The following is an 18,815-nucleotide window of genomic DNA, read 5'->3' as shown; positions in this document are numbered from 1 at the left end:
GCATATCAAATGATTGCTCGTCTTCGGCATGCCATGAGATGGCAATCGCTGCCGCTGTTCATCGGCTTCGCCGTGCTGGCGTTGATCGTCGGCACGCGCGCCGTGCTGGTCGAGGGCCAGAGGGCCAATCGCGAAGCGGCGCGCCAAGCCATCGAATACCAGGAATCCCTGTCCGGCCTGCTGTCGCTGGCGCAGGACGCCGAAACCAGTCAGCGCGGCTATCTCCTGACCGGCGACAAATCCTACCTCCAGCCCTATAGGCAGGCGGTCGAGGCCATTCCGGGCCAGCTTGCCCGCATCGACAGCATGACCGCACCGGACGACGAACTCGTCCAGCAGATCAATCGTATCAAGGACGCGCTTTCGCTGAAGCAGGCTGAACTGGCGCAGACGATTGCGCTTTACGATCGCGGCGATGCGGCGAAAGCGCTGGAACTGGTTCGCGGCGGCCAGGGCAAGGCCGCAATGGACCAGATCAGGGCCAGCATGGACACCATCCGGCGCATCGGCGGCGCGGCCATCGCGGCCCGCGACGAACATACCGACCGGGTCGAGAGCTGGCTGCGCATCGGCTCATTCGCAGCCCTGCTCGCAATCTTCCTGCTTGGCGCCTACACGATACGCCTGTCGCGTCGCCGTTTTCGCGAGGTCGCCGTCGCCCAGGAAGAGCTGATGCGCAAGAACATCGAGCTCGGCAACGAGATCCGGACGCGCGAAACGGCCGAATCGCAGATCCGCCAGATGCAGAAGATGGAAGCCGTCGGCCAGTTGACGGGCGGCATCGCCCACGATTTCAACAACATGCTGGCGGTGATCATCAGCGCCATGAACCTCGCGCAGCGCAAGCTCGCGCGCGGCGAGCAAGACATCGCGAAATTCATCGAGGCGGCAGCCGACGCGGCGATGCGCGCCGCCAATCTAACCTCCCGGCTGCTTGCCTTCTCGCGCCAGCAGCCGCTGGCGCCGCAAGTGGTCGACACCAATCGTCTGGTCACCGGGATGTCGGACCTGTTGCGGCGGGCGCTCGGCGAAACTATCCGCATCGAAACCGTGCTCGCGGGCGGCCTGTGGAAAACCCATGCCGATCCGAGCCAGATCGAGAACGCCATCCTCAACCTGGCGGTCAACGCCCGCGATGCCATGGACGACAATGGCAAGCTGACCATCGAGACCGCCAACAGCCATCTCGACGATAGCTACGCCATCACCCATGCCGAGGTCAAAGCCGGCCAGTATGTGATGATCGCGGTCAGCGACACAGGCGCCGGCATGTCGGAGGACATCATGGAGAAGGCCTTCGAGCCGTTCTTCACCACCAAGCCGGTCAACAAGGGCACCGGCCTGGGGCTGAGCCAGGTGTTCGGCTTCGTCAAGCAGTCGGGCGGTCACGTCAAGATCTACTCCGAACCCGGCGAAGGCACGACGATCAAGATCTACCTGCCGCGTTTCTTCGGTGCGGAAGAGCCTGTCTTGCCCACTGGCCGAGACGACAATCCCGCAGCGGTCACCGAGACGGTCCTTGTTGTCGAGGACGACGCCCGCGTGCGCGCCTCGACGACCGACGCATTGCGCGAACTCGGCTACACCGTCATCCATGCCGGCAGCGGCCACGAAGCGCTGCAGAAACTGGCGGACAATCCAGGTGTCGCGCTTCTGTTCACCGACATCGTCATGCCGGTGATGAACGGCCGCAAGCTCGCCGAGGAGGCGCTCGCGCGCCTGCCGCAGCTGAAGGTGATCTTCACCACCGGCTTCACCAAGAACGCCGTGGTCCACAATGGCGTGCTCGACCATGACGTGCATTTCCTGGCCAAACCCTTCACCATCGAGCAACTGGCGGCAAAACTGCGCGACGTGTTGGGCGCGAAATGACCGAGACCCTGGAAATCGTCAATTTTCGCCTCAAGCCGGGGACCGAAGTGGGCTTCGCCGCCGGCAACAGCCTGGTCAGCGACTGGCTGGCACGGCAACCGGGTTTCGTCAGCCGCTGCCTGGCCCGGCGGGATGATGGCGGCTGGGTCGATGTTGTGCTCTGGCGCAACCGCGAGCAGGCTCTCGCTGCCGCAGGACGGATCATGGCCGAGATAGGCGATTGCGAGGCGATGCGGGCCATCGATCCCGCCAGCGTCGACATGCGACATGCCGAGGTCGCCCTGTCGAGTTAACCCACGCTCTGGCTGGCCGTAGACAGTTCCCAGTCGGGATCGGCCTTGCCCAGTCCGGCAACGACACGGTCGCGGCCGTCCGCCTTTGCCTGATAGAGCGAACGATCAGCGGCGTTGACGATCTCGACCCATGACGCGCCGAGTTCCGGGAAGGCGGACACGCCGAATGAGGCCGTGATGGTGCCGAGCGTGCGGCCGCGATGCGCCAGATGCAGCTGCTTGATCGCCTTGCGCAGTGCCTCGGCGCGCTCGGCGGCATCGGCGAGCGACGTCCCCGGAAGCATCAGCGCGAATTCCTCGCCGCCATAGCGAGACACCACATCGCTATCCCTGGCGTGGTCGAGCAGCGCGGCGGCGACCTGCTTGAGCACGAGGTCGCCCGCTTCATGGCCGAACGTGTCGTTGAATTGCTTGAAATGATCGACGTCCAGCATGATTACCGCCATCGGCTGCCCGGAACGCTGCAGGCGCCTCAACTCGCGGCTGCTTGTCTCCTCGAGATAACGGCGGTTGTAGAGCCCGGTGTTGGGGTCGCGGATCGATTGCTGGCGCAGCGTCTCGCGCAGACGCAGATTGGCCAGCGCCAGCGCCAGCGTGTCGACGACGCCGCGCAGCACCTGTTGCCGCTCCGAGAGCCATTGCGGCCTCTCGGCGGCATTGGGTTCGCACAGATGCAGGATGCCAAGCGTTTCGCCCTGCGCCGCCAGCGGCATGCAGACATAGCCGCGACCGCCATTTTCGGTGATGTGGTTGCAGCGCGGCGTCAGCATGCCGGGACCCGCGACATGCTCCTGGCCGCGGCGCAGCGCCCAGCAGTCTTCCGGGGCAAATTGCCCGACGCTTGACCGCATATCGCCCCAATGCGCCATTTCCTCGACCAGGTTGCGCGAGGCGCTGGTCAGGTGGACGGTTCCGCTCAGGCCGTCGAAGAAGTCAGGCATGGCCGAGCCGACGACCGAAAACGCCTCATGGAAGGTAACGCAGGCCTGCAGCAATTCTCCAAGTTTGACCAGGCGGGTCGTGGCTTGCGACGTCTGCTTCAATTCGTGGTTGAGCGTCGCCAACTCCTCGGCGCGATCGTTCACCGCCCGCTCGGCGCTGCGCAATTCGCTGATGTCGCTGAGCGTCAGAACGATGCCGCCATCGGCGCGATTGAGCGGGTTGCAGCTCGCGACCACTGGCAGCTGCGATCCGTCCGGCTTCACCAGCCGCACCTCGCTCTGGTGTCGACGACCCGTGGCCAGCGCCAGTTCGACCGGGGATGCTCCCGGCGTCAGCCTGTCTCCCGACAGTCCCCGCATCTCCAGCACCGAGCGCCAGTCCTGCCCCTCGATCTTGCTGGCGTGCCGCCCCGCAATGTCGGCGGCCGCCGGATTGACCGACACGATCCGCCCCTCGCCGTCGAGGACGGCGATGCCCTCGGCGACCGTGCGCACGATATCCTCGATGTAAGCCTTCTGGTCGACGAGCTGCAGGCGCGAGGATTCGAGCTGCGACGCCATGCTGTCGAAGCCTTGCGCCAACTGGCCGAACTCGTCCCTGGACGTGCCGCCGATACGAGAGCCGGCGTCGCCACGTGCCAGCGCTTCGATGCCGCGGTTGAGGCCGGAAAGGCCGGCGCCGAAACGGCTGAGCAACAGGAAAGCGGAGAGCGCGGCAACCAGCATGGCTGCGACAGTGGAAAGGCCGACAAGCCACAGCATGTCGTTGGTCCGCTGTTGGACGGCGCGCAGCAGCGGCGTGTATTCGTACAGCACGGCGCCGACGACCTTACCGGGGGTGTCCTCGATCGGAACAACGACCAGGTTGATCGGCTCGGACACGTCGCCGCTGTCTTCGACGAAGTCGCGCGGCTCGCCATCGTCGAGCGTGCGGGCGACTTCGTTGCCGCGATCGTGCTCGAACACGGTTCCGACATTCTGTTCCTCACCGGGGACGTCGGCCAGGATGACCTTGCCGCGATCGACGACGACGAGATCGCGTTTCGAACGGCCGTGCTGCGAGGTCACGAACTCGCGTAGCGCCTCGGGCCTCTCGAACACCGGCCGCGCATCGGAAGCTTTGAAGGCTATGGCTTCCGCCAGTTGCCGCCCGGCGCTTGTCGCCTCGGCCAGCGCGTGGGATCTGGTCAGCGACATCTGGGAGAATATCGCTATGCCGCCCACCAGGCCAATCAGGGCCGCAGCGCTCAGTAGTGTCGCAATGATCTGGGTCTTGATTCGCACCAAGTGATCTCGATGATCGGACGAGCAATGTACATGCCAAATCCCGATCGCGCGCTGGAAAACCGCTAGGCTCGTAAATTTGATGTTAAGAGGCGAGCAACCTCGCTGCACCAATGGGCGATCAGGTGGCCAAGCGCTGACAGGTCGCGGCCGACAACACCGGCCGACGCGGCGTCATCGCCGGCCGGTTCTGGCAGGAGCCGCAAAAACCCGTCTTGACTTTCTTGCCCCGGCACCCGACTTCCTAGCGCTCTACAGCGCCGCGCGTCCTTTCGGACGCGCAACGGACGCTGTAGCACTTTGATTTTGCGTATGATCCTTTCCGAAAAAATCGAAGCCGATTTTCGGGGTCATGCTCTAGGAGACCCGCCCCATGCCAGAGCCCCGCCGATCGACGATCGACGCCGGAGAAGTCGAACGCTTCTCAGCCCTTGCCGCCGAATGGTGGAACCCGAACGGCAAATTCCGCCCGCTGCACAAGTTCAACCCGGTCCGGCTGGCCTATATCCGCGACCAGGTGGCGGCGCGCTTCGGCCGTGACCCGCGCGCGGCGCGGCCGTTCGAAGGCCTGCGCTTCCTGGATATAGGCTGCGGCGGCGGGCTGTTGTGCGAGCCGATGGCCAGGCTTGGCGCCGAAGTGGTCGGTGCCGACGCATCGGCAACCAACATTGAGGTGGCCAAGCTGCACGCGGCCGAAGGCGGTGTGACGGTCGATTACCGCGCAACGACCGCGGAAGACCTTGCCGATTCCGGCGAGAAATTCGACGTCATCCTCAACATGGAAGTGGTCGAGCATGTCGCCGACATCGACCTGTTCATCGGCAAGTGCGCAGAGATGGTGAAGCCCGGCGGCATCATGTTCGTGGCCACCATCAACCGAACGCTGAAGGCTCTCGGTCTGGCCATCATCGGCGCCGAATACGTGCTGCGCTGGCTGCCGCGCGGCACCCACCAGTTCGGCAAGCTGGTGCGGCCCGAAGAGCTGGAAAAGGCGCTGGGCAACGCCGCCATGACGGTCATCGACCGCACCGGCGTCATCTACCACCCGCTCGCCGACCGCTGGCAGCGCTCCAAGGACATGGACGTCAACTACATGGTGCTGGCCGAGAAGGGGTCGGTCTGAACGAAGGAGCGTTGGCGGCCGTGGATACTCTGAGGGCCCGAAAGCTCGCGCTCGATCTTCCCGAAACGGTCGAGAAATCGCATTTCGGCAAGGCTGACTTCCGGGTCCGCAACCGCATCTTCGTGTCGCTGCCCGAAGCCGGCCGCGCCGTCGTCAAGCTCGACCGCGACCAGCAAGAGATGATGGCGGCGGCCGAACCGTCGGTTTTCAGGCCGGTGCCCGGCGGTTGGGGCCAAAAGGGCTGGACGTCGATCACGCTCGAAGCCTGCGACGAACAGACGTTTCGCAGCGCAATTCGAACAGCCTGGCGAAACGTCGCCCCGCCCACCCTGCGCAAACGCTTCGACGCGAACCAGATCTAGCCGTCTCACGCCTTCTGGCTTTGTGCCTTGGTGGTGATGATCACGCCGATGGTGATAATGACCGCTCCGGCCCAGGTCAGCAGCTGATAGTGCTCGCCTAGAAAGATCGTGCCGGCAAACAGCCCGACGGCCGCCGCCACATAGCCGATCTGGCTGAGATAGACCGGTCCGCCGACCGCCTGCAGCCGGAAGAAGAAGGCGAACATCGCCGAAGCTGACGCAACCTGCGCAACGACGACCAGCGGCACGCTGGCGAGCGGGGCGAAGGCGCCGACGCCAAATAGCACGAGAATGCCGATCAGCAGCAGCGCTGCCGAAGCCAGGTGGCTGCCGACCGCAAGCTCGATCGGGCCGGTGCCTTCAGGCCAGTCGACGGTGCGATAGATGTTGCCGGCGGCAAGGCTGACCGGAATCATGAGCCCGACCAGCACCCAGAAGAAATCAGCCGGCTGGCCGGCTTCGCCGCGCGTCACCGCCACCATGACCGCGCCGATGAAGCCGACGGCGATGCCGATGATGCCGAGCATGTTGGGCCGGCGCACGCCAAGCAGGATCGAAAACACCAGCGTAACGACCGGCGACAGCGTGAACATGATGCCGGTGTAACCGGCGCCGAGATGCGGGATGGCCGAAAACATCAACAAATTGGGCGCGGCATAGGACACGGCGGCCGTGATGAAGAAATAGCGCAGCCGGTGCGGGGTGGGCCGCATGCGCTGGCCGCTGGCGAGCAAAGCACACAACAGGACGCTGCCGGCGCCGAACGAGATGACGAAGGCCCAGACCATCGGCGGGACGCCGGCCGCGGTGGCCAGCTTGCCGAACGGCAGCGTCAGGCCGAGCAGGCCACCGGTGACGACCAGAAGGCCAAGCGCCGATTCCCAGAGAAATTTCATCGGATCGTCTCGTCCACTCACTTGCGAAATTGGCACTTGCGGCGCTGCGCCGGTCTTGTATCTTGAGGTAACATAGCACAAAGATTCTTAACGTAAAGATATTTAATGGTAAGACAAATGGATCGCGCGGCAAAGGCGGTCGAGCAATGGAAACGGGAGCGCCCCGACCTGGACGTTTCGCCGATGCTGGTGCTTGGGCGGCTGAATGAAGCCTCGTCGCTGGTCGCCCGCGACCGCCTCGCACCGCTATTTGCCCGTTTCGGATTGCAGGCCGGCGAATTCGACGTCCTGGCAACGCTGCGGCGTTCCGGCCAGCCTTATGCGCTGACACCGACCGCTCTCTACGAGGCGACGATGGTGACGTCGGGCGCTATGACCAACCGGCTCGACCGGCTGGAAAAAGCAGGCCTGATCCTGCGCGGCCCGCACCCCAACGACCGGCGCGGCATTGTCGTGCAACTCACGGAAAACGGTCTGGCCTTGATCGATGCGGCCCTGACCGCCCACGTTGCCAACGAACACGAAATCCTCGCCGGCCTGACCGTTGCCGAACGCGACACGCTAGCTGGCCTGCTTGCAAAGCTGATCGGCAGTAGCGTCTAGCCGGTCAGCCTGCCCGCCGCCGCGCAAAACGGCGTCGGTGTTGCCAGCGCCCGTAGGACATGACGAGACCGACAAACCATCTGGGCAAGTCGTTATAGAGAAGAGCATCCCGTACACCGTCGAGGTAACGTTCGGCCATCGCTTCGTCCGAGAGATCGGGCATGGCGGCAAGTGTCGCCTCGACGTCCTCAAGCCGGCCTCGTCCGGTCGGCAATCTGGCGGCGAAGGCGATCTCCCGGCGCAGGCAAACTTGCTCGACCCGATCTCGTAATGCCTCTTCATAGCCGATGCCGCATCGCATCAGGCGGGCATGCGTGGCTTCATGAACGATAGACGATGCAACGCGCTCGGATGTCGTGTCTTCGTGGACAAGATAGCGTTCGTCCAGTTCGCAGGCCTGTGATGCAACTGCCCATTGAGCAACCGAGGATGGAAGCGTCGTGACGAGAATCTGCCTGACGTCGCGCAGCATATGCTTGTAGCGTACCGGGTCGAAATCCCTGATAAGGCCGAGCGCCTCAACGATCTTGTCAGCGCCCTTGTCGCTCACAATCACCAACCCGTCGACCGTGTGGTGAGCGCTGAGCTTGACGAGAACGCGGCGGGCCAGGCGATCGATGACACCCCTAATTCCGCGTTGCGGCTCTGCTGCCTTCAGGTCACGCGAAGCTCCGTTGGAATTCAGTTCCGGTCCTCCGGAAAGCTCGGGATCGGCATGAACTCGACGCCGTCTTCGGCGAGGCTCTTGGCTTCGTCCAGCGTCGCCTCGCCATAGATGCCGCGCGGATCGATTTCACCGAAATGGATCTTGCGCGCCTCCTCGGCGAATTTGTCGCCGACATAATCGGCATTCTCGCGCACCTTCTCGGCCATCGCCTTCAGCTGCGCCAGCGCCTGCTTCTGCGCTTCGCCCATGGCCAGCGCAATCGTTTCCTGCTTGCGGGCGGTGGAGACCGCCGGCGCCATCAGTGCCTTTTGCACCTTGTGCGAACCGCAGCTCGGGCAATCGACGAAGCCACGCCTTTTCTGCGTGTCGAAATCGTCATTGCTGCGAAACCAGCCCTCGAACTCGTGTTCATGCTCGCAGATCAGGGCAAAACGGATCACGAGGCTGCGCCCCTCAGCCGCGGCACTTCTGCCGTGCCGGCATTGACGGCAAAATCGCGCGCGTTCTTGAGGTTGGGGATTTTTTTGCGCGCGGACGATGACTGTGCGGTGTCAATCTCGGCGACGATCACGCCAGGCTCGGCGTGCGCCGCTTCAGCGATGATGCGGCCCCACGGATCGACGATCAGCGAATGGCCATAGGTCTCGCGGCCGTCCTCGTGCACACCACCTTGCGCCGCGGCGACGACATAGGCGCCGTTCTCGATGGCGCGGGCCCGCAGCAGAACATGCCAATGGGCTTCGCCGGTCTGGCGCGTGAAAGCGGCGGGTACCGACAAAAGGTCGGCGCCGGCCAGCGCCTCGGCGCGGAACAGCTGCGGAAAGCGCAGATCGTAGCAGACTGCAAAGCCAAGCCTGGCGCCATCGATCTCGGCGACGACGGCCTCGGTGCCCGGTTCATAGGCAGCGGATTCGCGCCAGCTCTCGCCATTGTCGAGATCGACATCGAACATGTGGATCTTGTCGTAGGTGGCAAGCGTGGCGCCGTCCGGCCCAAACAGCAGCGCCCGGTTGGCGAGCTTGCCGTCGGCGCGCAGGATGGCGGTCGAGCCGATATGCAGGAAGACGCCGAGTTCGCTGGCGAGCTTGCGCGCGGTCGAAACGATGATGTCCTTGTCTTCCGAAGTGAAGGAGGCAGCCCTGGCTTCCTTGTCGCGGATCAGCGCGCCGGTCATTTCCGGGGTCTGGATGTAGGTAGCACCCAGGCTTGCCGCCTCGCGCACCAGCCGCTCCAGATCGACCGCATTGCGCTCAGGGCTTTCGCCTGAACGCATCTGGATCGCCGCCGCCTTGAAAACACCCATCGTCATGCCCTCTGTGTCGTCGAGCCGTCGGCAAGCAGCCTGTCCAGTTGCCCCCGCGCCTCCAGTTCATGGAGTTCGTCGGAACCGCCGACATGGGTGTCGCCGATGAAAATCTGCGGAAAGGTGGTCCGCCCGTGCGCCCGCGACATCATTTCCTGGCGCAATTCCGGCGAGAAGGATGCGTCATGCTCGGTGTAGGCGACACCCTTGCGGTCGAGCAGCCGCTTGGCCGCCGCGCAATAGCCGCACATCATGCGGGTGTAGATCGTCACATCGAGCATCAGCCTGCAATCCTGTCTTTCCCTGATCTTATATAGTCGCGGACTCGTCGGCCCGAAAGTCCCCCGGCAGGACACGCGCGAAGGTCAGCACGTCGACCCCTGCGGCGCCGCCCTTTTTCAGTGCCTTGGCGACCGAGCGCACAGTGGCGCCGGTGGTGTAGACATCGTCGACCAGAAGCACGCGGCGGCCGGCGATCTCGATTTCCGCTTCCGTCGGCACACGGAAGGCGGCGCGCACATTGTCCTCGCGCTCCTGCCGCTCCAGCCCGACCTGCTGGCGCGTGAGTTTGACGCGCCGGATCGCCGAGGGCGAGAAACGCAACCCGCTGAGCTGCGAAACAGCCCTTGCCAGTTCCGCCGACTGGTTGAACTGGCGCCTGAAAAAGCGCCGCCAGTGCAGCGGCACCGGCACGACGACATCAGCGTCCGCGATCAGTTCGGCCCCGGCGCGCAGCATCCAGCGCGCCATCCATGGCGCGAGATCGGTGCGGTCCTGGTATTTCAACCCTTGCACCATCTGTCGGGCGACACCCGAATAGGCCACGGCCGCCCGCGCCCGCTCGAAAGGCGGCGGATCGGCGATCGCTTCGGCCGACAGGAACCCCTCGCCCATGTCGTGGGTGAATGGCGTGCCCATCACCGCGCACCACGGCCTCTCCAGGAGCCTGAGTTTGGGCCAGCAGGCGCCACATAAAACGCCGGGCTGCGAGACATGCCTGCGGCAGCCGGCGCAGACCGGCGGGAACAGCACCCGTGCCGGCCAGTCCAACATCGTTTGAGCCAGGCTCTTGATCTCCATCACCGGATCGGCCACGTGGTTTGTCGTCCGCGCCACGATATCACAAGGCGGACAGACAGGGATGTTTGCCTTGCAGCCCATCATCGATACAGAGCTCTGGCTGGCACACAAGCGCCGGGCATTGGGCCATCCCGTGGCCGGCGCCGATTTTCTGATGCGGCGGGCAGCGGAAGACCTAGCCGACCGGCTCGGCGCGGTCGAACGCCGGTTCGGCAAGGCCGCCGTGCTGTTTTGCCAGACGCCGGACGCAACGGACGTGGTTGCCGCAAGCGGCAAGGCAGCGGAGATCGTGCGCGTCGAGGCAGACGCAGCGTTTCTGGACGGCCAGCCAGGGCTTCTGGCACCGCTGGAGACCGTGCCGTTTCCGCCTGAAAGCCTGGACCTCGCCGTCTCGCTGCTGTCGTTGCAGGCGATGAACGACATTCCCGGCATGCTGGTGCAGATCCGCCGTGCGCTGCGGCCCGACGGGCTTTTCCTCGGCGCTTTCGCCGGCTCCGGCACGCTTTCAGAACTGCGCGAAAGCCTGCTAGCCGCCGAGACCGAGCTTTATGGCGGCGCCAGCCCGCGTGTCATCCCCTTCACCGATGTTCGCGACGCCGGCGCACTTCTGCAGCGCGCCGGCCTTGCGCTGCCGGTGGCCGACGTCGAAACGGTTACCGTGCGCTACGACACCCTTTTCAACCTCATCGCCGATCTCAGGGCGATGGGCGAAACCAGCGCGCTGACCGATCGCAGCCGGCGGCCGGGTGCGCGGAAGCTGTTTGCCCGTGCCGCCGAAATCTATGCCGAACGCTTTTCGGACGCCGACGGTCGGATCAGGGCAAGTTTCTCTGTTGTCTGGATGTCGGGCTGGGCACCCGATGCCTCGCAGCAAAAGCCCTTGAAACCGGGCTCGGCGAAGGTCTCGCTGAAGACGATACTGGAAAATCCCGGCGGGCGGTGACTTAGCTCCGGATCAGTGCTCGGCAAAGGCGTTGGCAAGCTTGCTGTTGGTGTCGCTGAACAGAAACTGGATCGCATTGCCGACTTTGCCGACGCCGCCGACGATGGCAAGCGACAGCACGGCGACAATCAGGCCATATTCAATGGCCGTGGCGCCTGTTTCGTCTTCCAAGAAACGCTGCAACAATGTCTTCATGATCGTCGATCCCTCTTGCCACGACCATACCGCCGACCTGTTAAGAAAGGTTAACGGCATAAGCTTAACAGGCGATGAAACGGGGCCCGCGTTAAGGAAATCAATAAGCTTTTGTTCACCTTCTTCGTCAGCAGTCACCGCTGCGCCGGCCGTCGGCGCGGATGATGCAGACGGAACTGGGTGAGGGCTGCAGCACGCTTCTGCGCAGCGTATAGGTGGCGCGCGAGCCGATCGAACCGGTGCTCATCGTGTCCAGGCCGTTTGCAACAGCATCGCGGCTGGTCGATCGCATCTGTTTGTCGAGGATGGGGACCGCAATCAGGGTCAGCGCCACCGCCGCCGAGCCGAACAGCAACGTGATGCGCAATATGCTCATGCCGGCATTGGCGGCGCGAAAGCTGCGATCCGGCCGGATCGAATCCCACTCCCTGTCGAGGCTCATGCAATCGCTCCCGGCGAATCCGCTTTGCCGCAATTTTTCACGACGAGATAAATCTTCCATTAACGCTGGCTAAATCAGGCCGCGAAATGGCTTCTGCTCACAACAGGTCTATGAGGAACTGGATCAGCGGCGCATCGGCAGGCGGCATCGGATAGTCGCGCATCTGCTTTGGTCGCACCCATTTCAACGCCTGCCCCTCTTTCGGCTGCGCGATGCCGCGAAAGCGGCGGCAGACGAAGAGCGGCATCAGGAGATGGAAATCATCGTAGGAATGGCTGGCGAAGGTGAGCGGCGCCAGGCAGGGTATGTCGGTCTCGATGCCGATCTCCTCCTGCAGTTCGCGGATCAGGCACTGTTCCGGCGTCTCGCCGGGCTCGACCTTGCCGCCCGGAAACTCCCACAGGCCGGCAAGCTGTTTGCCCTCGGGCCGCTGCGCCAGAAGCACGCGGCCATCGGTATCGACCAGCGCGCAGGCGGCGACCAGGAGCAGGCGTTTACCTTTAGCAATCTCGCTCATGCGCCTGGCGGCCGGCGATAGTGGTAGCGATAGACCTCCTCGAAGCCGAGCGAACGATAGAGCGCCAGCGCCGGCGCATTGCCGGCCTCGACCTGCAGCCAGGCTTCACGCGCCCCGCGCAGCCTGGCCCATTTCAGCGCCGACAGGATCAGGTTACGGCCATGGCCCTTGTTGCGCGCCGATTTGTCGGTGGCGATTTCGAACAGGCCGGCAAGATCGCCGTCATGGACGCAGATCAGCACAGCCAGCGGCTCGGCCCCCTCTTCGAGCGCAAACAGCCCGACCTCGGGTTGAATGGCGCCGATGATTTCCGAAAGCCCCGGCCGAAGCGATGGATCCGAGCCGCTGACCTTGAGCGACGCACCAAGAAAGCGGCTGATATCCTTCAGCGGAATCTGGTCCATTGCCGGCGCCAGTTGCGCGTCCGCCAGCGGCAGCCGCATCACCAGCGATTCGTCGAATGTGCTCCAGCCCTCATTGTCGAGATGCCTGGCCAGGTCCGGCCCCGACAGCGGCGAGATGCGGAAGGTCAGCGGCCTGCCATAGGCATCGAAGCGCCGGCTGGCGCGGCCGATGCGCTCGGCAATGTGCTGGGTATCGCCGGGATCGAGCGGATTGACCGAGTTCAGCCGCTTGGCCGGATGGCCGGCCGTCAGCCGCACCACCCAGGTGCCGTCATAGTGGACGGCCGCCGCCGGCCAGGCGCGAAAACCCGCCGCCTCGTAGCGGCGCACAATGGCGAGCATGCTTGCCGGATGCCTGGAAGCCAATTCCATCAGCTCCGGTAATCGCCATTGATGGCGACATATTCCTTGGTGAGGTCGCAGGTCCACACCGTCGCCTTGCCGCGGCCGATGCCGATATCGGCGCGGATGCGGATGTCGTCGCGCTTCATGTAGGCCGAAGTCGCTTCCTCGGAATAGTTGGGGTCGCGCTCGCCTTCATGAGCCAGACGGTTGTCGCCGAACCAGATCGACAAAAGATCGCGATCGGCAGGTTCGCCGGCCTTGCCGACGGCCATGACGACGCGGCCCCAATTGGCGTCCTCGCCGGCAACCGCCGTCTTGACCAGCGGCGAATTGGCGATCGACAGCGCGATGCGCTTGGCCGAGCGCGCCGACTTCGCGCCGGTGACGGTGACTTCGACCTGCTTGCGGGCGCCCTCGCCGTCGCGCACCACTTGCAGCGCCAGCGATTTCAGCACTTTGCCAAGTGCGCGGCGGAAGGCGCCGAGGCGGGCATCCTTGGGATCGCTGATGGCCGGCGCGCCGCGCTTGGCCGCGGTGCCGGTGGCGAACAACAGCAGTGTGTCGCTGGTCGAGGTGTCGCTGTCGACGGTGACCGCATTGAAGGTCTTGGCGGTGCCGCGCGACAACAAATCCTGCAGCACGGGGGCGGCGATCGGCGCGTCGGTGGCGATGAAGGACAGCATCGTCGCCATGTCGGGCGCGATCATGCCGGCGCCCTTGGAAATGCCGTTGATGATGACGTCGGTGTCGCCAAGTTTGACCGTCGCGGTCGCCACTTTCGGATAGGTGTCGGTGGTCATGATGGCCTTGGCCGCTTCGGTCCAAAGGTCCGGCTTGCCGTCCTTGACCAGTCCGGCCAGCAAATGGCTGAATTTGGTGGTGTCGAGCGGCTCGCCGATGACGCCGGTGGAGGCGAGGAACACTTCGCCTGGCGTGCAACCGGCGGCCTTGGCCGCCGCTTCGCCGGTCAGCTGGGTAGAGGCGCGGCCCTTCTTGCCGGTGAAGGCGTTGGCGTTGCCCGAGTTGACGACCAGCACCCGCGCCTTGCCGGCGCCAAGGTTCTGCCGGCAGAAATCGACCGGCGCCGAGGGGCATTTCGATTTCGTGAAGACACCGGCAACAGCAGTTCCGGCGTCAAAGACCATGGCCAGCAAATCGGTGCGGTTCTTGTATTTGATCCCGGCCTCGGCGGTGGCGATGCGCACGCCCTCAATGGCAGGCATTTTGGGATATTTCTTCGGCGCGAGCGGCGAAATCGTTGCGGACATTGGGGACCTCGGGCGACGGAAAACGCTGGGGAAGGCCGGTTTGCCCGATACCACGGCCCGGCGCAAGGGCGTTTTCTTGGCCGCCGGTACCGGCAAGCCAGCTTGGATTAAGCTTGCATTTCAAATCCGTTGGCGTCACCGGGGCCTCTGGCGTTATGATATCGGCCATGGGCAGGCTGGTGATCTTGGCGGTGGCGTTTATGGGGCTTTTGCTCCTGAGCGCCGATGCGCAGCCGGAACGGCGCGTGGCGCTGGTCATCGGCAACGGCACCTATGCCGAGGCCGGCACGCTCGCCAATCCGGTCAACGATGCCCTCGACATTGCCGGCAAGCTGCGCTCGATCGGCTTCGACGTCATCGAGGGCAACGACCTCGGCAAGCGTGAGCTCGAGCGCAAGATCGGCGAATTTTCCGATGCGCTGCAAGGCGCCGGCGTCGGCCTGTTCTATTATGCCGGCCATGGCCTGCAGGTCGAAGGGCGCAACTACATCGTCCCGGTCGACGCCCGGCTCGACATGCCGGTCAAGCTGCAACTCGAAGCCGTGCCGATCGACGAAGTCCTCGACATCATGGAACAGCAGACCAAGGTCAGCCTGGTGTTTCTCGATGCCTGCCGCAACAATCCCTTTGCCCGCAGCCTGAGCCGCACCGCCACCACGCGCTCGGCGACGGCGATTGCCGGCCTTGCGCAGTTCGACTCGACGCGCGGCTCCTTCATCGCCTTCTCGACGGGCCCAGGTGCCGTCGCCATGGACGGAACGGGACGCAATTCGCCGTTTGCCGCCGCATTGCTGCGGCACATGGCCGAACCCGGCCAGAGCATCAACGACATGATGATCGCGGTGCGCCGCGACGTGGTTTCCGAAACCCGCGAGGGGCAGCGCCCCTGGGAACAGGGTTCGCTGCTCGAACGGTTTGAATTCGTGCCCGGCGGCGAGACGGTTGCACAGAAGCCCCCGGTCGCTCCGGCACCCGAGACAAAGGTCGTGGCGCTCGAACGCTCCGTCGGCGACGACAAGACCGCGATCGAGAAATTCCTGCGCGATGACTATCTGGCGCCCGATGCCGCGGCGATCGGCGAGACCGTCAAGCGGCTCTATGCCCCTTCCGCCACCATCTTCGGCACGCGCTACGACAGCGACGCCGTCATCAAGCTCAAGACCGACTGGTTCGCGCAATTTGCCTCCTGGTCGTTCAGCCTCGAACCCGGCAGCCTCGACGTGACGTCGCAGGGCGAGGACCGCGCCGAAGCCGTGTTCGCGATGAGCTATGATTATCAGCCGAAGAACAAATCGGTGGCGCGTATGACCGGCAAGGCAAAGGTCACGCTCGGCCTTGTCAAAAGCGACGGCCAATGGCGGATCGCCTCGGAAACCTCGCAAGCGATGAACTGAAGTCCCCCCAGGGGCGAATACGGGCCTGCTTCCACAAGTCGCTGGAAACGGGCCGTTTCGTTTGAGTTCCGGCTCACCTATATTGCCGGCGAAAGTGTTGGCGAGGACAGACATGGGCGAGGATCCGGCGCGCAGATCGATCGGGGCGCGGCGCAATCCCGACAGCGCCGAGGCCATTCTCGAAGCCGCGGAGGCTGTGCTGGTCGAGGCCGGCTACGCCGGATTCTCCATTGAGGCCGTCGCGCGGCGGGCACGCGCCGGCAAGCCCACGATCTATCGCTGGTGGCCGAGCAAGGCGGCCTTGTTGCTGGAAGTCTACAAGCGGCAAAAGCGCGTCGCCGTCCCCGATACCGGCAATCTCGAAAACGATCTCGTCGGTTTCCTCCAAAACCTCTTCGCGCACTGGCGTGACACATCCTCGGGCAGCGTGTTCCGGTCGCTGATCGCCGAGGCGCAGTCGGATGAAGCGGCGGCCGTGGCCTTGACTGGCTATGCCGATGGACGTCGGTCCCACACCGCCCGGATCATCGAGCGCGCCAGGGCGCGAGGCGAGGTTGCCGCCGATATCGATGCGGCGCTGGTCGCCGACCTCGTGGCTTCCTATGCCTGGAAGCACCTCTTGACCAACCGTCTCGACGAAGACGAGGTTACAATCCGTGCCACCGTCCGCTATGTGATATCGGGCATCTCGGGCTGATCGCCGACAACCGCCGGGGGGCGACTTGACCGAAAACGCCGTGCCGGTTCTGCCCGTCAGCCTGATCATCGTTTCCGACTATCTGACACAAGATGGCGATGACGAACTGCGCCGGGCAGTGCGCGCTTATGCGCAGGATGCGCGCGGCGTTCCGGCTGAAATCATCATCATGCTGCCGCATGGCCACGCATCGGCAATCGAGGCCGAACTGTCTGGAAAACCGGCCTTTTCCTGCCCTTCGGTGATCGTCGCGACGCATGACAGCGACGAGTCCTCGCAACTGAAAGACGCAGCACTCGCCTATTGCCGCCAGGACCTCGTCGCCGTGGTCGAGGCCGATTGCCTGACACGGCCCGGATGGCTGGCGATCCTTTACGAAGCGGTCGTGAAAAATCCGACGATCGATGCGATTTCCGGCCGCACCACTTACGACAAGGACACCATGATGATGCGGGTGATGTCGCTGCTCGACCGCGGCTTCATCGAACGCCGCAACCGTAGCGGCCAGATCATCCATGTCAGCAACAATGGCGCTTTGTACCGGCGGCCGGTTCTCGAACGCTATCGCTTCGAAGCCGATCATGGACCCTTCGTTTCCTCCCATCTTCGGCAGCACGCAATGCTGAGGGATGGCGTGACCATGGAAGTGGCCCCCGAGGCGGTCTCGATCCACGCCTATGAGGGCCTGGGCTTCGTCTGGGATGTCAGGCGCAACAAGGGCTACCAATACGCGCGCATGGATCTGCTGACGAAAGGCCGGCGCTCAAGGCTGGCCCTCGCCTGGCGGGCGGTGAAAACGTCCTTCAAGGAGAACCGCCAGACGGCGCAGGCCGTCGGCACGGCGTTTTGCCGCTGGACGGACTGGCCGCTGTTCTGGGCGATGATGCTTCTGGTGCGCATCCCCGAATTCACCGGTGCCCTTGCCGCAGGCGATCCGGCGACGTTCAAGGCCTCCACCCACTATCGCTGACTTTCCGCCAGCCAAGGCTCGAAACGAAAAGGGCGCCGAACGGCGCCCTTTTGTATGCTTTTCGACGCTGGCCTACTTGCCGGCTTCCATCGTGTCGACGGCCTTCTTCAAATTGGCATCAGGGATTTCGACCTTGGCGGCGCCGCGCAGCTGCTTGACCAGCGCGAAATACTTGTCGCGGATGACCGCCTGCTTGGCCTGGTCCTTGACGTCGTCGAACGCCGGCGGCTGTTTGGTGCGCTTGTCCTCGAGCTTGATGACGTGCCAGCCGAACTGCGACTGCACCGGCTCCTTGGTGTATTTGCCGACGTCGAGCGCGAATGCCGCCTTGTCGAATTCCGGCACCATCTGGCCCGGGCCGAACCAGCCGAGATCGCCGCCATTGGTCTTGCCCGAGGGATCGCTGGTGTGCTCGTTGGCGAGCTTCTGGAAATCGGCGCCGCCGTCGAGCTGCTTGATGATCGCCTCGGCCTCTTCCTTCGTCTTCACGAGGATGTGACGGGCATGAACCTCATTGACCGGCGGCGTGCTGGCGATTTCCTGGTCGTAGCGGGCGCGCACCTCGGCGTCGGTGACCTTGTCGACGACGCCCTTCTCGACCATCTCGCCATGCAGCGCGCGCTGCTGCAGGAACGCCATGCGGCGCTGGAATTCGGGATCCTTGTCGAGCCCGGTGGCGACCGCCTGGGCGGCCATGACGCGGATCTCGATGGCTGCAGAAAGGGCGGCGGCGCGGCGCTGCTCGGGCGGCAACTGCGCGAATTGCTGCGACAGTTCACCCTCGGCAAGCCCAAGGTCCGCCTCGGTCAGCTTCTCGCCATTGACGGTGGCGATCACCGCATTGGGGTCGACGGGTGCGGCGGCTGGCGCTGCAGCATCGGCCGGGGCGGGAGCGGCTTCCTGGGCCAGGACAGGCGACAGCGAAAGAGCCGACAGGCCGAAGACCAGGCCAAGGCTGGCGAGCGACGCACGGCGAAACAGTAAGGACATCAAGATTAACTCCAAGGGGGATTGGTCGGGCTTGCAGATCAGCCGGATTGTGGCGGAATTTGGCGCTGCCCATAGGGCTAACGCGGCGTTGACATCAGTTGAGCCCCCTCTTATCTGTCCAACGACTTTGCGTCCAGAACCGTTTTCCGGGCGCTTTTTGCGTTTGTCTGCGTTTCACGCGGAATTGATGGGGCCGGCCGGCGCCTGTCTCAAGATTGAGAATTCT

Annotated in this window: 23 protein-coding genes; 9 read left to right on the top strand and 14 right to left on the bottom strand. The window is 64.2% G+C overall.

Annotated elements, in window-relative coordinates:
- The first annotated feature begins 33 nt into the window (after window positions 1-33).
- Window positions 34-1,872: a CHASE3 domain-containing protein gene (locus AC1DZ8_RS09120; RefSeq protein WP_477309659.1), complete on the top strand. Its 1,839-nt coding sequence runs from the start codon at window positions 34-36 to the stop codon at window positions 1,870-1,872.
- Window positions 1,869-2,165 (top strand): hypothetical protein, encoded by a 297-nt coding sequence (locus AC1DZ8_RS09115; protein ID WP_477309658.1) that lies wholly within the window; start codon window positions 1,869-1,871, stop codon window positions 2,163-2,165. Before AC1DZ8_RS09120 ends, AC1DZ8_RS09115 begins: the two co-directional genes overlap by 4 nt.
- Here the strand turns inward: AC1DZ8_RS09115 and AC1DZ8_RS09110 are convergent.
- Window positions 2,162-4,390: a diguanylate cyclase gene (locus tag AC1DZ8_RS09110; protein ID WP_477309657.1), complete on the bottom strand. Its 2,229-nt coding sequence runs from the start codon at window positions 4,388-4,390 to the stop codon at window positions 2,162-2,164. The genes AC1DZ8_RS09115 and AC1DZ8_RS09110 overlap by 4 nt on opposite strands.
- Before the next feature lie 373 nt (window positions 4,391-4,763).
- On the opposite strand from AC1DZ8_RS09110, the gene ubiG reads away from it, so the two are divergent.
- Both ubiG and AC1DZ8_RS09100 read left to right on the top strand, forming a co-directional pair.
- Complete coding sequence (gene ubiG, locus AC1DZ8_RS09105) at window positions 4,764-5,513, top strand: bifunctional 2-polyprenyl-6-hydroxyphenol methylase/3-demethylubiquinol 3-O-methyltransferase UbiG (protein ID WP_477309656.1); 750 nt, start codon at window positions 4,764-4,766, stop codon at window positions 5,511-5,513.
- Window positions 5,514-5,533: 20 nt separating this feature from the next.
- On the top strand, window positions 5,534-5,875 hold the full coding sequence (locus AC1DZ8_RS09100; protein WP_477309670.1) for an MmcQ/YjbR family DNA-binding protein: 342 nt from the start codon (window positions 5,534-5,536) through the stop codon (window positions 5,873-5,875).
- 5 nt (window positions 5,876-5,880) lie between these two features.
- Here the strand turns inward: AC1DZ8_RS09100 and AC1DZ8_RS09095 are convergent, their stop codons facing one another.
- Entirely contained in the window at window positions 5,881-6,771 is an 891-nt protein-coding gene (locus AC1DZ8_RS09095; RefSeq protein ID WP_477309655.1) for a DMT family transporter, read from the bottom strand.
- 117 nt (window positions 6,772-6,888) lie between these two features.
- Between AC1DZ8_RS09095 and AC1DZ8_RS09090 the strand changes: the two genes are divergently transcribed.
- Window positions 6,889-7,374, top strand: coding sequence for a MarR family winged helix-turn-helix transcriptional regulator (locus AC1DZ8_RS09090; RefSeq protein WP_477309654.1), 486 nt, complete (start codon window positions 6,889-6,891; stop codon window positions 7,372-7,374).
- 4 nt (window positions 7,375-7,378) lie between these two features.
- On the opposite strand, the gene AC1DZ8_RS09085 is transcribed toward AC1DZ8_RS09090, so the two are convergent.
- The 5 genes from AC1DZ8_RS09085 to AC1DZ8_RS09065 all read right to left on the bottom strand — a co-directional run bounded on the left by AC1DZ8_RS09085 (window position 7,379) and on the right by AC1DZ8_RS09065 (window position 10,439).
- The gene (locus tag AC1DZ8_RS09085) at window positions 7,379-7,924 is read right to left on the bottom strand and encodes a hypothetical protein (RefSeq protein WP_477309653.1); all 546 of its coding nucleotides are present in this window, start codon (window positions 7,922-7,924) and stop codon (window positions 7,379-7,381) included.
- Window positions 7,925-8,055: 131 nt separating this feature from the next.
- Window positions 8,056-8,481 carry a DUF1178 family protein gene (locus tag AC1DZ8_RS09080; protein WP_477309652.1) on the bottom strand — a complete coding sequence of 142 codons (426 nt, stop codon included), beginning with the start codon at window positions 8,479-8,481 and terminating at the stop codon, window positions 8,056-8,058.
- Window positions 8,478-9,344 (bottom strand): carbon-nitrogen hydrolase family protein, encoded by an 867-nt coding sequence (locus AC1DZ8_RS09075; RefSeq protein WP_477309651.1) that lies wholly within the window; start codon window positions 9,342-9,344, stop codon window positions 8,478-8,480. Before AC1DZ8_RS09075 ends, AC1DZ8_RS09080 begins: the two co-directional genes overlap by 4 nt.
- 2 nt (window positions 9,345-9,346) lie before the next feature.
- Complete coding sequence (gene grxC, locus AC1DZ8_RS09070) at window positions 9,347-9,625, bottom strand: glutaredoxin 3 (RefSeq protein ID WP_477309650.1); 279 nt, start codon at window positions 9,623-9,625, stop codon at window positions 9,347-9,349.
- Between the two features lie 28 nt (window positions 9,626-9,653).
- On the bottom strand, window positions 9,654-10,439 hold the full coding sequence (locus tag AC1DZ8_RS09065; protein WP_477309669.1) for a ComF family protein: 786 nt from the start codon (window positions 10,437-10,439) through the stop codon (window positions 9,654-9,656).
- A gap of 55 nt (window positions 10,440-10,494) precedes the next feature.
- On the opposite strand from AC1DZ8_RS09065, the gene AC1DZ8_RS09060 reads away from it, so the two are divergent.
- Window positions 10,495-11,367 (top strand): methyltransferase domain-containing protein, encoded by an 873-nt coding sequence (locus tag AC1DZ8_RS09060; protein WP_477309649.1) that lies wholly within the window; start codon window positions 10,495-10,497, stop codon window positions 11,365-11,367.
- Window positions 11,368-11,379: 12 nt separating this feature from the next.
- Here AC1DZ8_RS09060 and AC1DZ8_RS09055 read toward each other — a convergent pair whose 3' ends face one another.
- From AC1DZ8_RS09055 to AC1DZ8_RS09030, 6 genes are all read right to left on the bottom strand, one after another.
- Window positions 11,380-11,562, bottom strand: coding sequence for a Flp family type IVb pilin (locus tag AC1DZ8_RS09055; protein WP_477309668.1), 183 nt, complete (start codon window positions 11,560-11,562; stop codon window positions 11,380-11,382).
- A gap of 127 nt (window positions 11,563-11,689) precedes the next feature.
- Entirely contained in the window at window positions 11,690-12,004 is a 315-nt protein-coding gene (locus tag AC1DZ8_RS09050) for a hypothetical protein (protein WP_477400726.1), read from the bottom strand.
- A gap of 97 nt (window positions 12,005-12,101) precedes the next feature.
- Window positions 12,102-12,521 carry an 8-oxo-dGTP diphosphatase MutT gene (mutT, locus tag AC1DZ8_RS09045; RefSeq protein ID WP_477283384.1) on the bottom strand — a complete coding sequence of 140 codons (420 nt, stop codon included), beginning with the start codon at window positions 12,519-12,521 and terminating at the stop codon, window positions 12,102-12,104.
- Window positions 12,518-13,267: a GNAT family N-acetyltransferase gene (locus AC1DZ8_RS09040; protein ID WP_477305755.1), complete on the bottom strand. Its 750-nt coding sequence runs from the start codon at window positions 13,265-13,267 to the stop codon at window positions 12,518-12,520. Before AC1DZ8_RS09040 ends, mutT begins: the two co-directional genes overlap by 4 nt.
- A 29-nt stretch (window positions 13,268-13,296) precedes the next feature.
- Complete coding sequence (argJ, locus tag AC1DZ8_RS09035) at window positions 13,297-14,538, bottom strand: bifunctional glutamate N-acetyltransferase/amino-acid acetyltransferase ArgJ (RefSeq protein WP_477305578.1); 1,242 nt, start codon at window positions 14,536-14,538, stop codon at window positions 13,297-13,299.
- Complete coding sequence (locus AC1DZ8_RS09030; protein WP_477305580.1) at window positions 14,480-14,797, bottom strand: hypothetical protein; 318 nt, start codon at window positions 14,795-14,797, stop codon at window positions 14,480-14,482. Before AC1DZ8_RS09030 ends, argJ begins: the two co-directional genes overlap by 59 nt.
- Here AC1DZ8_RS09030 and AC1DZ8_RS09025 point away from each other — a divergent pair.
- The 3 genes from AC1DZ8_RS09025 (at window position 14,784) to AC1DZ8_RS09015 (ending at window position 17,599) form a co-directional block, all read left to right on the top strand.
- Window positions 14,784-15,932: a caspase family protein gene (locus AC1DZ8_RS09025; protein ID WP_477305582.1), complete on the top strand. Its 1,149-nt coding sequence runs from the start codon at window positions 14,784-14,786 to the stop codon at window positions 15,930-15,932. The two genes, AC1DZ8_RS09030 and AC1DZ8_RS09025, sit on opposite strands and share 14 nt — an antisense overlap.
- A gap of 112 nt (window positions 15,933-16,044) precedes the next feature.
- The gene (locus tag AC1DZ8_RS09020; protein ID WP_477305757.1) at window positions 16,045-16,629 is read left to right on the top strand and encodes a TetR/AcrR family transcriptional regulator; all 585 of its coding nucleotides are present in this window, start codon (window positions 16,045-16,047) and stop codon (window positions 16,627-16,629) included.
- Window positions 16,630-16,654: 25 nt separating this feature from the next.
- Window positions 16,655-17,599 carry a glycosyltransferase gene (locus tag AC1DZ8_RS09015; RefSeq protein WP_477305584.1) on the top strand — a complete coding sequence of 315 codons (945 nt, stop codon included), beginning with the start codon at window positions 16,655-16,657 and terminating at the stop codon, window positions 17,597-17,599.
- A 72-nt stretch (window positions 17,600-17,671) separates the two neighbouring features.
- Here AC1DZ8_RS09015 and AC1DZ8_RS09010 read toward each other — a convergent pair whose 3' ends face one another.
- Window positions 17,672-18,589, bottom strand: coding sequence for a peptidylprolyl isomerase (locus AC1DZ8_RS09010; protein WP_477305586.1), 918 nt, complete (start codon window positions 18,587-18,589; stop codon window positions 17,672-17,674).
- Window positions 18,590-18,815 lie beyond the last annotated feature (226 nt).

The organism is Mesorhizobium sp. P2_F7 (assembly GCF_056403695.1).
The sequence above is the reverse complement of the archived record's forward strand: the minus strand, read 5'-3'. Positions and strand labels throughout refer to the sequence as shown.